We start from the raw sequence: 12,131 nt of genomic DNA, 5'->3' as shown, positions 1-12,131 counted from the left end.
CACCCATGAACGAGATCGAGCGGTACCGCTTCGCTGAGCGTCTCCTGGGGATGCGAGACCCGCTCGGCGCCCTGATGATGCTGGAGCCGCTGCTCGAGGAGCACGGCGACGACCACGGCGTGCAGCTGCTCACCGCGCGCGCCTACTACCACTCCGCCCAGCTGGGCAGGGCGAAGCAGGCCCTCGACGGGCTGTTGGAGCGCGACCCGAGCGACCACTACGCCCGCTTCCTGCTCGGCAGGACGCTGGAGCGCGCGAGCAGGCTGGACGAGGCGCTCCCCCACCTGCGCATGGCCGCCGCCATGCACGCCGACCCCGACTACCTGGACTCGGTCGGCAGGGTGGAACGCAAGCTGGCCGCCTGAGCCCGCCGTAGCAGCAGATGCATGAGGCCTCCCGCGACCAGGCCCCAGAAGGCGGAGCCGACACCGAGCCAGCTCACCCCTGAGGCGGTGACGGCGAAGGTGACGACGGCGCCCTCTCTGCCGCGGGGCTCGAGGAAGGCCGAGGAGAGCGATGAGCCGAGCGCGCCGAACAGGGCGAGCCCGGCCACCGCCTCCACCAGGACCGGCGGTGACAGCAGGACGAAGGCGGCGGCCACGCTCGACAGCAGGCCGAGGCCGATCATCGAGACTCCCGCGGTGACCGAGGCGATCCAGCGGCGGGACGGGTCGGGCGAGGCCTCGGGCGAGGCGGCCAGCGCGGCGGTGATGGCGGCCAGGTTGACGGCGTGCCCGCCGAAGGGCGCGCCGAGCGCCGAGGCCGCCCCCGTCGCCAGCAGGACCCCGCGCAGCGGCGGACGGTAGCCGTACCCGGAAAGGACCGCCATTCCCGGCACGTTCTGGGCGGCCATCGTGACCAGGAACAGCGGCACGCCGATGCCGACCACCGCGGGCAGCGTGAAGACGGGAGCCGTCAGCTCCACCACCGGGGCCAGACTGAGGTTCGACGGCGAGGCGGTGAGCGCGATGGCCGCCATCGCGGTGGCGAGCGCCCCCGGCACCGCCCACGTGCGGGCGAAGCGGTACAGCAGCGCCCAGACGACGACCACGGGCCCGGCCAGGTACGGCACGGCGACCATGGCCTGCACCGGCGCGAGGCAGAGCTTGAGCAGCACCCCCGCGAGCATCGCGGCGGCGATCGGGCCGGGGATCGCGGCGATGGCGCGGCCGAGCCACGGCACCAGTCCGGCAGCCATGATGAGCACCCCGCACACGACGAACGCGCCCACCGCCTCGGCGAACCGGCCGCCCGCGGTCAGCAGGAGCGCGGCGCCGGGAGTGGACCACGCGATGGCGATGGGCATCCGGTACCGCAGGCCCAGCACGACGGAGACGGCGCCGACGGCGACGCACAGCGCCATCAGACCGGAAGCGGCCTGCCGTTCGTCGGCGCCGACAGCGCGCAGTCCCGCAAGGACGACGGTGAACGAGCTGGCGAACCCCACTAATGCGGTCACGACTCCCGCGACGATCGGTTGCGTGCGTTCCATATACGGAACGCTACCAGATCGGGCAGGATGACCTCATGACAGCCGTGAACGGCGACCCGCACGAGGTCGGCAGAAGGGTGCGCCGGCTGCGGCAGGAGCGGGGGATCTCGCTGTCCGAGCTCGCCAGGCGGGCAGGCGTGGGCAAGGCGACGCTCTCCGGCCTGGAGACCGGCACCCGCAACCCCACCCTCGACACGCTCTGGGCCATCACCGCGCAGCTCGGGGTGCCCATCGCGGCCGTCCTCGGCCCCCCGGACGACCATGTGACGGTGCGCGGAGCGGCGGTCGAGGCGACGCTGCTCGAGCTGTTCGAGGACGCAGCCGTCACCTACGAGCTCTACCGGATGCGGGTGCCGCCTGGCGCCACGCAGACCTCGCCCGCCCACCACGAGGGCGTGACCGAGCACATCACCGTCTTCACCGGCACGCTCAGCGCGGGCCCGCTCGACGCGCCCCTGCTGGCCGGGCCCGGCGGCTACCTCACGTGGCGCTCCGACGTGCCGCACGGCTACGCGGCCGTGGGCGAGGAGGAGGTCCTCGCCTCGCTGCTGATCCGCTACCCCGCGGCCACCAGCCGGCCGTCGTAGACCAGCCACAGCCCGCCGTCGGCACGCGCGCCGCGCATGCCCTCCGTGGCCTCCTCCCCCGCCAGGGCTGGTAGATCGGGCACGGCGAGGCTCGCGAACGCCACGGTCCTGCCGGGCCGCCACACGCCCGTCGCCACCAGCCGCGGCCCCATGCCCTTCCATCCCTCAGGCTCGTCGGCCACCACCCAGAGGTCTGGATGGCCCGCGACGAGCCTGCAGGCCGGACGCAGCCACGACGCCGCCTCCTGGGGCCACGACACGACCGCGCCGACGTGCCCGCCCACGGCCTCCCACGCCTCCACGAAGGCGCGCGCCCGGTCGGCGGAGGCCGCCGACCGGCCGTGCCCGACGTTGACCAGCAGGGGATGCTGCTGGCTCACCAGCCGCAGCACCCCGTTCAACTCCGCGTCCAGCCCCGCGCTCAGGTTCACCCTCGTCTTCACGCCGCCACCTCCCCCGGCCTGCACGTACGGCACGCGCGATAGCCCGCCGACTCCGCCTGCGCGATGCTGCGGAAGCCGTGCCGATGCCGAGGCGTGATGCGCCTGGCGTTGTGGCAGGTGGGGAAGCACACGATGCCCGTGGTGTCGCTGGCCAGGTAGAAGACCTTCTCCCCTGCCATCGTGCGCAGCCCGTCGAGGTCCACGCCCTCCTCCCGCAGCAGCCGCTCCTTGGCCTCGCCGCCGAACACGTAGTCGCCGACCACGCCGTCCGACCTGATCACCCTGTGGCAGGGGACGAGCAGCGGCACCGGGTTGCGCGCCAGCGCGGTGCCGACCGCGCGCACGGCTCCCGGCCTGCCGATCTGGCGGGCGATCCACCCGTAGGGCCGCACCTCGCCGCGCGGGATGCGCTGCGCCGTCGTCAGTACGTCACGCTGGAAGTCGCTCAGCTCCCGCAGGTCGAGCGGCAGACCCGCGGCCCTCCCCGTGCGAAGCGCGGGCATCAGGCCCGCGGGCGGGCGATCGCCCGGCAGCAACGGCCTGCCGAAGCGGGCCCTGAACTCCTCGGCGAAGCCGGCCAGATCCCCCGCGGCGGGATCCTCGTGCCGGCGCAGGAAGACGATGCCATGGTCGGTGCTGGCGACGGACACCTCGCCGAGCGGGCTCGGCACCCGCACCCAGCGGGCGGCGATCCTGTCGAGCAGCCCCGAGGGCGCGTCGGCGGAGAGTGCGGCGAGCCCTGCGAGCAACGGATCCTGGTTCATCTGGCCATCTCCCTCAGACGCTTGAGCCCCCGCGACACATGCGACTTGACGGTGCCCTGCGGGAGGCCGAGCACCGTGGCCACCTCGCTGACCGGCAGGTCCACGACATGCCTGAGCACGACGGCGGCCCGCTGGTCCTCCGGCAGGAGGCGCAGCAGGTCGGCCAGCTCGCCGCCGGTCTCGCGGCGCTCGGCCGCCGCCTCCACGCCCTCGCCGGTGTCCACCGTGTCCACCGGCTCCTCCAGCAGGTCGGGCGGCGGGTGGCGGACTCTGGACCGGACGCAGTTGCGCCACACGTTCATGAGGATCGTCATCAGCCACGGGCGCGGCTGCAACGCGGCGATGCGCGCGCGATCATAACCCGCCACCGCCCGGTAGGCGCGAAGGAACGCCTCCGCGGTCAGGTCCTCCGCGTCGGCCCACCGCCCGCTCAGCCGCAGCGCCGTGGAGAACACCAGGCCGCGATAGGCCCCGTAGAGCTCGGCGAAGCCGCCGTCGACGTCGTCGAGCAGCGCCTTCCGCACCGGGTCCAGGCAGTCGAGTTGGTTCACGTCCTCTATAACACCGAGATGCCCTGGATCGTTGCGGAATGACGAGAAGGGGGTCACGTCCCGCAGGACGTGACCCCCTTCGAGGTGTCTGGGCGCTCGGTCAGACCGCGACGGCGAGCTGGGCGACCTCACCCAGCTTGGCCTGGACGGCGACGTCCCTGGTGACCCCGCCGCCCGCGATGATGCGGACGGTCCAGTCGCCTGGAGCGGCGAAGAAACGGAAGATGCCCTCGTCTGACACCACGACCTCACCGGTGAACTCGCCCGAGTGGTCGAGCAGGCGCGCGTAGGCGGTACCCGCGCCGGTCACGACGCCCTGGATCACGGCCTGCGTCGACAGGTCGATCCCCGCGGGCAGCGCGACGGTCTGCTCCGGTGCGGCGCATCCCTGAGTCGAAACGGTCATTAGCGTGCCTCCCCCAGCTCGATCGGCACGCCCACGAGCGAGCCGTACTCGGTCCACGAACCGTCGTAGTTCTTCACGTTGGCCTGGTCGAGGATCTCGTGCAGCACGAACCACGTGTGCGCCGAGCGCTCCCCGATCCTGCAGTAGGCGATCGTGTCCTTGCCGAAGTCGACGCCCGCACCCGAATACAGGTCCTTCAGCTCCGTGTCGGACCTGAACGTGCCGTCGTCGTTGGCCGCCTTCGACCACGGGATGTTGCGAGCCGTCGGCACGTGCCCCGCCCGCTGCGCCTGCTCCTGCGGAAGATGCGCCGGAGCCAGCAGCTTGCCGGTGAACTCGTCGGGCGAGCGGACGTCGACGAGGTTGAGCTGGCCGATCGCCGCGACCACGTCATCACGGAAGGCCCGGATGGCGGTGTCCTGCTCCTGCGCCGCGTACGTGGTCGCCGGACGCTCGGGAACCTCGGTCACCAGCTCACGCGAGTCCAGCTCCCACTTCTTGCGACCGCCGTCCAGCAGCTTGACGTTGGAGTGACCGTAGAGCTTGAAGTACCAGTACGCGTAGGCCGCGAACCAGTTGTTGTTACCCCCGTAGAGCACCACGAGGTCGTCGTTGGCGATACCGCGCTCCGACAGCAGCGCCTCGAAACCCGCCTTGTCGACGAAGTCACGACGGACGGGGTCCTGCAGATCGGCCTGCCAGTCGATCCTGACAGCGTTACGGATATGGCCCTTGGCGTAGGCGCTGGTGTCCTCGTCGACCTCGACGAGCACGACACCCGGGGAGTCGAGGTTGGCCTCGACCCAGTCAGCATCCACCAGGGCGGCGGAGCGGCTCATTGGTGAACCTCCATTGTGGCAGCGGGCAGTAGACGGCGAATCATCAAGTACATCTCGCAGCCGAGGCAGAAACCGAAGGCTGCGTTGAGGAAGGCGGCGAGGAGGGCCGCCGCCGTCGCCCCGAGGGCGAGTGGCGTGATCCCGGTGACGAATCCGATCAGCCCCGCGACCGCGAAGACCAGGCCGACCGCCTGCGCGAACCGCGGCGGGCGGGCGTCCTCCGTCTTCTTCGGCGGACTCTTGAAGAGCATCCTGTACGGCGAGCGGCCGGCCACACCGAGTGCGAACACCACGGCTTGGACGGCGAGCAGCCAGACGCTACCCGTCACCAGGACGAGAGCGAGGACGATTGTCGTGACAGCCGCACCGAGGCGCAGCACTCTGGGGTCGGCACGCATCGTGGGATGCTCCTGAAGGGTCGGATGGGGGCGGACCTGAATGTCCGCGCGAGACCGTCCTCAGGCAGCGCGACAGAGCGCGGTGGTCACGCGGCAGAAATCAACCGCGCGCCGCTTCGTCAGCAGCTCTGTCGTGGGGTTCATGGCGACGACATTACCTGTCGTCTCGCCGTCTGTCACATCTCGTCCGGGTCGTGAGACACGATCGGGCCCAGCGCCGCGATCACGTCGGCCTTCCTGGGCTGCCCCGATGCCTTCTTCACGACGTTTCCCGCCCTGTCGAGGACCAGGACGGTCGGCGTCCGCATGATGTCGAGCTCGCGCACCAGGTCGAGCCGCGACTCCGCGTCGATCTCCACGTGCCTGACCCCCGGCACGAGGCCGCTGACGTCCTCGAGAACCCGGCGTGTCGCCCTGCACGGCTGGCAGAACGCCGTCGAGAACTGCACCAGGGTGGCCCGCTCGCCCAGCTCCGTGCCGAGCGTGTCGGCCGTGAGCGTCTGCCCTGCTTCGCGCATGCGTCCGTCGCGGCGCAGCTTCACCACCCCGATCACCGTGCCGAGCGCCAGCGTCGCCAGCACCACCCACCAGCCTGTCATCGCCTGGTGCAACCGCGGTGGCGCGGTGATTCTTCCCTACTTGGCGTTCACCGTGACGAGAAGCCTGCCGGCGTCGTCCCTGATCTCGAAGGCACGGATGGACGCCTGGGGGGTGCGGCTCTCCACGGGGAAGACGGCGGCGCCCTCCTCGTAATGGTTCACGGTGACCTTCCACGGCCTGGTGAACTCGCGCCCGCCGCCCTTGCTCACCACGACCAGCGTGCACTCGGTGCCCGCGGGCACCCCGCCGACCTGCACCTGGAGCGGCATGCCCGGCGTCACGGTCACCATGGCGACGACCTTGCCGTCAGCCGAGTGGCCCCTGAAGGCCGTGCCCTGCGCCTTGAGCGTCATCGCGTCGGACTCGGACGGCTTGGGGGCCGGGGTCGCCGACGGCATGTCGGCGGCGACGCTTGGCTCCTCCTTGGCCAAGGCCTCGGGCTCCTGCGAGGCCTTGCGTTCCGGCGCGGCATCGGGCGCCTTGGTGGCCTCGGGCGCTGCGCCCTGGCCGGCGTCGCCCGCGGAGTCCGCGGCCGGGGCCGAAACCGTGGCCGTCAACTCCTGATGGGTAGTGGTCCAGACCGTGCCGCCCACCGCCAGCACCGCGACCGAGGCCGCGACCGCCAGCAGGATCCGCCCGCGCCTGTGGCGCTTCACGCGGTCGTTCAGCAGCCGGTCGAGCACCTCACGAGGAGGGCGGGCGACCAGCTCCACGTCCCTCTCCGACACCTTCGCCAGGAACGAGGACACCCCTTCGAGCTCCATCAGCTCGTCGGTGCACCCCTCGCACGAGGCCAGGTGCACCTCGATCTCCAGCGCCTCCTCGGGATCGAGTGCCCCGAGCGTGTAGGCGCCGAGCGACAGCCGTACCTCCTCGCACGTCATCACGGCGCCAGCCCCCGCTCTTCCAGGGCGAGCTTCAGCGCCCGCAGCGCGTAGTAGGTCCGTGACTTGACCGTTCCAGCAGGGATGCCGAGCGTCTCCGACGCCTCCTTCACCGATCGCCCCCGATAGTAGACCTCCAGCAGCACCTCACGATGCTCGGGCCGCAGCGCGGCCAGCGCCTCCGCCACCGCCCACGACTCGACCGCCTTCTCGAGCTCGTCGTCGGCGGGGATGACGGCGAGTGCCTCGTCGCCCGTCTCCTGGGGCCTGGCCTTCCTCGCGCGGTGCTGGTCGACGACGAGGTTGCGAGCCACTGTGAACAGCCACGCCCTGATCGGGCGTCCAGAGACCGCCTCGGGATGCCGCCACGCCCGCAGCAGCGTCTCCTGCACGACATCCTCCGCTCGGCCCGGGTCCCCGGTCAGTCGCAGTACGTAACCGTAGAGCGGCCCCGCGTGCTCGTCGAAGAGGGTTCTGACGAGTTCCTCGTCGGCAGTGCCTGCTGGGCTCACCTCCTCATCACGTACGGTGCGCCGTACCGGTTCAAAGTCAGCCACGGAGAGGTACGTCACTTGCCTCGGCGGTGATCTCCAGCCCGGCCGGGACGGTCTTCACTTCCGTCACCTTCACGTCGAACGGGAGTTTGCCCTTGAACGGGATCGTGTAGCCCAGCATGCCCGCGGCCTTGGACGGGATGCCGTTGACCTTCTCCGCGGTCACCCTGATGCCGCCTTCGACGACCTCGACCCGCATCTCGGCGTCGAACTTCACCTTGGTGAGGCCGAGGTTGACCTCGCCCGAGGCGGTCAGCCTGTCGCCGGTCCCGCCGATCTTCACCCCGCGTGGCGCGAACCTGTCCACGGTGGACCTCGACAGGGTGCCCTGGACGTGCACCCGGCCCGCGACGATCTGGGCCCTGTTCTGGATGACGTCGGCGAGCGGTGCCGTCACGTCGTAGGCGGCGCCCCGAAGGTTCTCCACCTTCACAGTGTTGTAGGTCAGCGTGCCCAGGTCGAAGCGGACCTCCGGATAGCGGCCCGCGATCGCCTGCGTGAGGAACGGGATGCCCTCGATCGTCACGGTCGGCGTGCCTGACAGGTCGGAGGCGGCGGCGATCCTGGTGGCGATGTCGCGTTGCACCCCTGACACCGCCACCCTGTCCACGGCTACGAGAAGAACGATCAGCACGATCAGGAAGATGATCAGCTTGCGCATCGGGCTCCTTCGGGGGCGGTGCCTGGCGCTACCCTATCCTCCGGCAAAGGGGGGAAGGATCTCTACAACCGCCCCTTCGGGCAGGATCACCGAGGAATGCTCCCGTTTGCCGACGGGGTCACCGTTCACCAGGAATGACGAGCGGCGCACGACTCTCGCGAGCTCCTCCCGATTCCCTGTGATTTTCATCATGAGCTGGTCCAGCGTGTCGGCCTCGAAAACCTCCTCCGCCACACCCGCCGCTTCCTTCGCCGCGGCCCAATAGCGAACTTTTCCCGTGGCCATAGCCACCTCACAATCAATTCCGTTCCATTGTGCGGGTTCGTTAACGAAGATGTTTCATGTGAACGCCTGTTCACCAGGTGGACGCGACCGAGACGCTTCATTCACGTGGGTTATCCTCACGTACGACGGGATCCGGGCGACGTAGCCCCCGGATCCCACACGTGTTTGTACGGCACACCACGGTCGGCAGACGCGTATGCCCTACCGGAGGAGTCGTAATGAGCAACCTGCTCCTGCTGACCAACGCTCTCGAACCGTCCGCCGAGGTGCTGCCTGCGCTGGGTCTTCTGCTGCACTCCGTCCGTGTCGCGCCGGCCGAGGCCTCCGCGCTCATCGACGCGCCACCGGCCGACGCCGTGCTCGTGGACGCGAGACGCGAACTGGTCCACGCCAAGAGCCTGTGCAGGTTGATCCGCACCACGGGCATCGACTGCCCGCTCCTGGTGATCGTCACCGAGGGCGGTCTGGCGGGCATGACCGCCGAGTGGGGTGTCGACGACGTCCTGCTCGACAGCGCGGGCCCCGCCGAGGTGGAGGCCCGCCTGCGCATGGCCACGGGACGGCTGTCCATGGCGGGGGCGGAGGAGGTCCCCGACGAGATCCGCAGCGGCGACCTGTCCATCGACGAGGCCACCTACACCGCCAGGCTGCGGGGGCGCGCCCTCGACCTGACGTTCAAGGAGTTCGAGCTGCTGAAGTACCTCGCACAGCACCCGGGCAGGGTCTTCACCAGAGCCCAGCTGCTGCAGGAGGTGTGGGGGTACGACTACTTCGGCGGCACGCGGACCGTGGACGTGCACGTGCGGCGGCTGCGGGCGAAGCTGGGGCCCGAGTACGAGTCGCTGATCGGCACCGTGCGCAACGTCGGGTACCGCTTCGTGCCCGACCGGGGTGTCGCCGACGCCGACAGCCCCGCCCACGTCTGACCCTGGCCCCTTCCCTATCCGAGGGTGACGCTCTCCAGCGTCACCAGTCGCATCCCCGTAGCAGTCTGAACGGCCTGGGCGATCTCCACGCAGGCCGGCTCCGCGACCCCGACCGTCAGCCCGGCCCGCTCGTCACACCAGGCGGCGATCCGCTCCGCCGTCGTCACGTGGCTCGCGAAGTGCGCCAGGCTGACGTACGCCGCCGCCCCATCGCCTGGAGCCCTCCACAGGGGGACGGTCGAACGTGGTCCCCCTGTGGAGCAGCGCCGACCGGCCCTGCGCGGCGAACGCCGGGAAGCTCCGCATCAGTCGCGCAGGTCGGATTCGAGCAAGCCCATGATGATCGTGTCGTACCACTTGCCGTCGCGGCGGAAGGCCTCGCGAGCCCTGCCCTCCTCGACGAAGCCGACCTTCTCGTAGACCCGTCGCGCGCCGTCGTTGGCCTCCACCACCCACAGCGTGATCCTGTGCAGGCGCATCTTGTCGAACCCGTACCTGCAGACCAGCCGCATGGCCTCGGTGGCGTAGCCGCGGCCCCACGTGTCCTTCTCGCCGAGGTAGATGTCGAGTTCGGCGTCCCCGGTCTCCGGCTCGGCGCCGCTGAGCCGTACCAGGCCGATCAGCCTGCCCTCGTCGAGGATCTCCACCCCGAGCAGCACGTTCTCGTAGGAGTTGCGGTCACGGGCCTCGTGACGGGCGACGGTCTGGGCGAGGGACTCGGGGTAGCCGTCGTGCAGCCAGCGCATCACGTCAGGGTCGCTGTTCCAGCGCCAGAGCGCCTCGGCGTCGCCGGGCTCCATGGGTCGCAGCCGGATGCGGGTTCCGATGAGCATGGGCGGTAGACGATCAGATCGGACCAAGGGCCCGCAACCGAATAAACCGGGCGGGCCCTTGGCGGGGTGCGAAGGTCAGTCCACGACCGTGATGCGGTTGGTCGCGGGCGGGGCGACGGGGCTGTGCCTGCCCAGGTAGTCGACGAAGGCGTCGATGTCCAGCGGGCCGCTCCACAGGTCCGTGCCGTTCTTGAACTCGGCGAAGGCGTCACCGCCGCCGACGAGGAAGTTGTTCACCGCGACGCGGATCGACTGGCCGTCGGTCACCGCGACGCCGTCGATCTTCATGTTCGACACCTTGGAGCCCCACGGGGCGCTCCTGCTGTAGGTGTAGGTGAAGTTCGCCGACGGCTGGAGGATCTTGGTGAACGCCTGGTTGTTGGGCCCGCCGACGAACTGCTGCTCCAGAGCGGTCTTGAGCTGCGCGCCGGTCAGCGTGATCACCTGGGTGAGGTTGTTGAACGGCTGCACGGTGAACGCCTCGCCGTACGTCACCACCCCGTCGCCCTCGCCCGCGGGCGAGCTCGGGTAGTTGAGGGGCGCGCGCACGCCACCGGGGTTCATGAACGCGATCTGCGCGTTGCCCCCGGTCTTCGTGGCCTCCAGCTGGCTGTCGGCGATCAGGTTGCCGAGCGGCAGCTCGCCCGAAGGAGCGGCGGTGGTGCCGATCTCCGCGCTGATCCTGCCGACCTGCTTGTTCGCGATCGCCGCGCTGGCGTCCTTCCACTTCTTCACCGTGGCCGCGACCTCCGCGTCCTCGGTGACGTCGCGGGTGACGACGTGGTTGCCCGCGACGACGGAGGATCGGACGACGTCACCCGAGCGCCTGTCGACCTGGAAGTCGATCTGGGTGACGACACGGCCGAAGGAGGAGCCCTGCGTGTAGACGCGCGGCTGGCCCGCCGGGTCGTTGGCCTTGCAGATGTAGGCCTGGTGGGAGTGACCGCTGACGATCATGTCGACCTGCGGGTCGAGGCCTTTGGCGATGCGCGAGCCGTTGCCGGGGGTCACCGAGCAGGCGCTCGGGTCCTGGTTCGGGGTGATCTGGTCGCCCTCGTGCACGAGCACGACCTGTGCCTTGACGCCGGCGCGGGCCAGCAGCCTGGACACCTTGTTGGCCGCGGCGACCTCCTCGGTGAACTTCAGGCCCTGGATGCCGCTGGACGAGACGATCGTCGGGGTCGTGGCCGTCACCAGCCCGATGAAGCCGACCTTGACGCCGTTGATCCGCTTGATGAAGTACGGCGGGAGCGCGTACCTGTCGTTGCGCTCCTTCAGCACGTTCGCGCCGAGGAAGTCGAAGTCGGTGCCGCGCCACCTGCCGTCGGGAGAGCAGCCGTCCACCGGGTGGCAGCCGCCCTTCATCAGGCGCTGAAGCTCGGCGTAGCCCTCGTCGAACTCGTGGTTGCCCGCGGAGGACGCCTTCAGCCCCATCTGGCCGAGCACCTGCAGGGTCGGCTCGTCGTGGTAGGCGGCCGAGATCAGCGGCGAGGCGCCGATCAGGTCACCGGCCGCCACCAGCATGGTGTTGCGGTCGGTGCGCTGCTCGACGTGCGCGGCCAGGTAGGCGGCGCCTCCTGCGATGGAGTACTTGCCGCCGACGATGCCGGTCAGCTTGCCGTCGGCGTCGACCAGCGGCCCGTTGGGGTCGAGGATGCGGCTGCTGGACCCGCTCGGCGGCTCGAGGTTGCCGTGGAGGTCATTGATCGTCAGCAGGCGGACGGGAACCGTCCGCTCGGGCCTGGCCGCGTCGGCGGGCCCCGCCACGAGCGCTAACCCGCCCAGGCCGATGGCCCCCGCGACGACAAGCGGGAGGAAAGAGCGAGAGGTCATGCCTGCAGACGTTACGGCGGCAAACTATGCAGCAGACGTCTGAAAGGTAACGATTCATCGGACCCCCACATGGCG

The 12,131-nt window shown here is 70.1% G+C and carries 18 protein-coding genes; 3 read left to right on the top strand and 15 right to left on the bottom strand.

All coding sequences use genetic code 11. The features are described from left to right. The first annotated feature begins 5 nt into the window (after positions 1 to 5). Positions 6 to 365: a tetratricopeptide repeat protein gene (locus tag AC3EO4_RS33470; protein WP_431899366.1), complete on the top strand. Its 360-nt coding sequence runs from the start codon at positions 6 to 8 to the stop codon at positions 363 to 365. Here the strand turns inward: AC3EO4_RS33470 and AC3EO4_RS33465 are convergent. Then, the gene (locus AC3EO4_RS33465; protein ID WP_431899365.1) at positions 320 to 1,492 is read right to left on the bottom strand and encodes a benzoate/H(+) symporter BenE family transporter; all 1,173 of its coding nucleotides are present in this window, start codon (positions 1,490 to 1,492) and stop codon (positions 320 to 322) included. The genes AC3EO4_RS33470 and AC3EO4_RS33465 overlap by 46 nt on opposite strands. A 35-nt stretch (positions 1,493 to 1,527) precedes the next feature. Between AC3EO4_RS33465 and AC3EO4_RS33460 the strand changes: the two genes are divergently transcribed. Then, complete coding sequence (locus tag AC3EO4_RS33460) at positions 1,528 to 2,079, top strand: helix-turn-helix domain-containing protein (protein ID WP_431899363.1); 552 nt, start codon at positions 1,528 to 1,530, stop codon at positions 2,077 to 2,079. Here the strand turns inward: AC3EO4_RS33460 and AC3EO4_RS33455 are convergent. The 11 genes from AC3EO4_RS33455 to AC3EO4_RS33405 all read right to left on the bottom strand — a co-directional run bounded on the left by AC3EO4_RS33455 (position 2,049) and on the right by AC3EO4_RS33405 (position 8,464). Next, positions 2,049 to 2,522, bottom strand: a complete 474-nt coding sequence (locus AC3EO4_RS33455) for a type 1 periplasmic-binding domain-containing protein (protein WP_379569401.1) — start codon at positions 2,520 to 2,522, stop codon at positions 2,049 to 2,051. The two genes, AC3EO4_RS33460 and AC3EO4_RS33455, sit on opposite strands and share 31 nt — an antisense overlap. Beyond that, the gene (locus AC3EO4_RS33450; protein WP_379569403.1) at positions 2,519 to 3,286 is read right to left on the bottom strand and encodes a methylated-DNA--[protein]-cysteine S-methyltransferase; all 768 of its coding nucleotides are present in this window, start codon (positions 3,284 to 3,286) and stop codon (positions 2,519 to 2,521) included. Before AC3EO4_RS33450 ends, AC3EO4_RS33455 begins: the two co-directional genes overlap by 4 nt. Further along, on the bottom strand, positions 3,283 to 3,837 hold the full coding sequence (locus AC3EO4_RS33445; RefSeq protein ID WP_431899362.1) for an RNA polymerase sigma factor: 555 nt from the start codon (positions 3,835 to 3,837) through the stop codon (positions 3,283 to 3,285). Before AC3EO4_RS33445 ends, AC3EO4_RS33450 begins: the two co-directional genes overlap by 4 nt. Before the next feature lie 100 nt (positions 3,838 to 3,937). Then, positions 3,938 to 4,243 carry a DUF1416 domain-containing protein gene (locus tag AC3EO4_RS33440; RefSeq protein WP_358144273.1) on the bottom strand — a complete coding sequence of 102 codons (306 nt, stop codon included), beginning with the start codon at positions 4,241 to 4,243 and terminating at the stop codon, positions 3,938 to 3,940. Beyond that, a complete protein-coding gene (locus AC3EO4_RS33435; RefSeq protein WP_431899360.1) occupies positions 4,243 to 5,082 on the bottom strand; it encodes a sulfurtransferase in 840 nt (279 codons plus the stop codon). The genes AC3EO4_RS33440 and AC3EO4_RS33435 overlap by 1 nt, the downstream gene beginning before the upstream one ends. Continuing rightward, complete coding sequence (locus tag AC3EO4_RS33430) at positions 5,079 to 5,480, bottom strand: DUF4395 domain-containing protein (protein WP_379569410.1); 402 nt, start codon at positions 5,478 to 5,480, stop codon at positions 5,079 to 5,081. Before AC3EO4_RS33430 ends, AC3EO4_RS33435 begins: the two co-directional genes overlap by 4 nt. A gap of 176 nt (positions 5,481 to 5,656) precedes the next feature. Continuing rightward, positions 5,657 to 6,079 carry a thioredoxin family protein gene (locus tag AC3EO4_RS33425; protein WP_431899357.1) on the bottom strand — a complete coding sequence of 141 codons (423 nt, stop codon included), beginning with the start codon at positions 6,077 to 6,079 and terminating at the stop codon, positions 5,657 to 5,659. A 36-nt stretch (positions 6,080 to 6,115) separates the two neighbouring features. Then, positions 6,116 to 6,964, bottom strand: a complete 849-nt coding sequence (locus AC3EO4_RS33420; RefSeq protein ID WP_431899356.1) for an anti-sigma factor family protein — start codon at positions 6,962 to 6,964, stop codon at positions 6,116 to 6,118. Further along, positions 6,964 to 7,521 carry a sigma-70 family RNA polymerase sigma factor gene (locus tag AC3EO4_RS33415; RefSeq protein ID WP_431899355.1) on the bottom strand — a complete coding sequence of 186 codons (558 nt, stop codon included), beginning with the start codon at positions 7,519 to 7,521 and terminating at the stop codon, positions 6,964 to 6,966. The genes AC3EO4_RS33420 and AC3EO4_RS33415 overlap by 1 nt, the downstream gene beginning before the upstream one ends. Next, positions 7,514 to 8,179 (bottom strand): LmeA family phospholipid-binding protein, encoded by a 666-nt coding sequence (locus AC3EO4_RS33410; RefSeq protein ID WP_379569416.1) that lies wholly within the window; start codon positions 8,177 to 8,179, stop codon positions 7,514 to 7,516. The genes AC3EO4_RS33415 and AC3EO4_RS33410 overlap by 8 nt, the downstream gene beginning before the upstream one ends. A gap of 33 nt (positions 8,180 to 8,212) precedes the next feature. Continuing rightward, positions 8,213 to 8,464, bottom strand: coding sequence for a MoaD/ThiS family protein (locus AC3EO4_RS33405; protein ID WP_379569418.1), 252 nt, complete (start codon positions 8,462 to 8,464; stop codon positions 8,213 to 8,215). A gap of 218 nt (positions 8,465 to 8,682) precedes the next feature. On the opposite strand from AC3EO4_RS33405, the gene AC3EO4_RS33400 reads away from it, so the two are divergent. Beyond that, positions 8,683 to 9,390, top strand: a complete 708-nt coding sequence (locus AC3EO4_RS33400; protein ID WP_379569420.1) for a response regulator transcription factor — start codon at positions 8,683 to 8,685, stop codon at positions 9,388 to 9,390. A 14-nt stretch (positions 9,391 to 9,404) separates the two neighbouring features. Here the strand turns inward: AC3EO4_RS33400 and AC3EO4_RS33395 are convergent, their stop codons facing one another. The 3 genes from AC3EO4_RS33395 to AC3EO4_RS33385 form a co-directional block, all read right to left on the bottom strand. Continuing rightward, a complete protein-coding gene (locus tag AC3EO4_RS33395) occupies positions 9,405 to 9,557 on the bottom strand; it encodes a hypothetical protein (protein WP_379569422.1) in 153 nt (50 codons plus the stop codon). A 138-nt stretch (positions 9,558 to 9,695) separates the two neighbouring features. After that, positions 9,696 to 10,223, bottom strand: coding sequence for a GNAT family N-acetyltransferase (locus AC3EO4_RS33390; RefSeq protein WP_379569424.1), 528 nt, complete (start codon positions 10,221 to 10,223; stop codon positions 9,696 to 9,698). A 75-nt stretch (positions 10,224 to 10,298) separates the two neighbouring features. Further along, on the bottom strand, positions 10,299 to 12,056 hold the full coding sequence (locus tag AC3EO4_RS33385) for a bifunctional metallophosphatase/5'-nucleotidase (protein WP_431899352.1): 1,758 nt from the start codon (positions 12,054 to 12,056) through the stop codon (positions 10,299 to 10,301). Positions 12,057 to 12,131: the final 75 nt, after the last annotated feature.

Source organism: Nonomuraea sp. bgisy101, assembly GCF_057708945.1.
The sequence above is the reverse complement of the archived record's forward strand: the minus strand, read 5'-3'. Positions and strand labels throughout refer to the sequence as shown.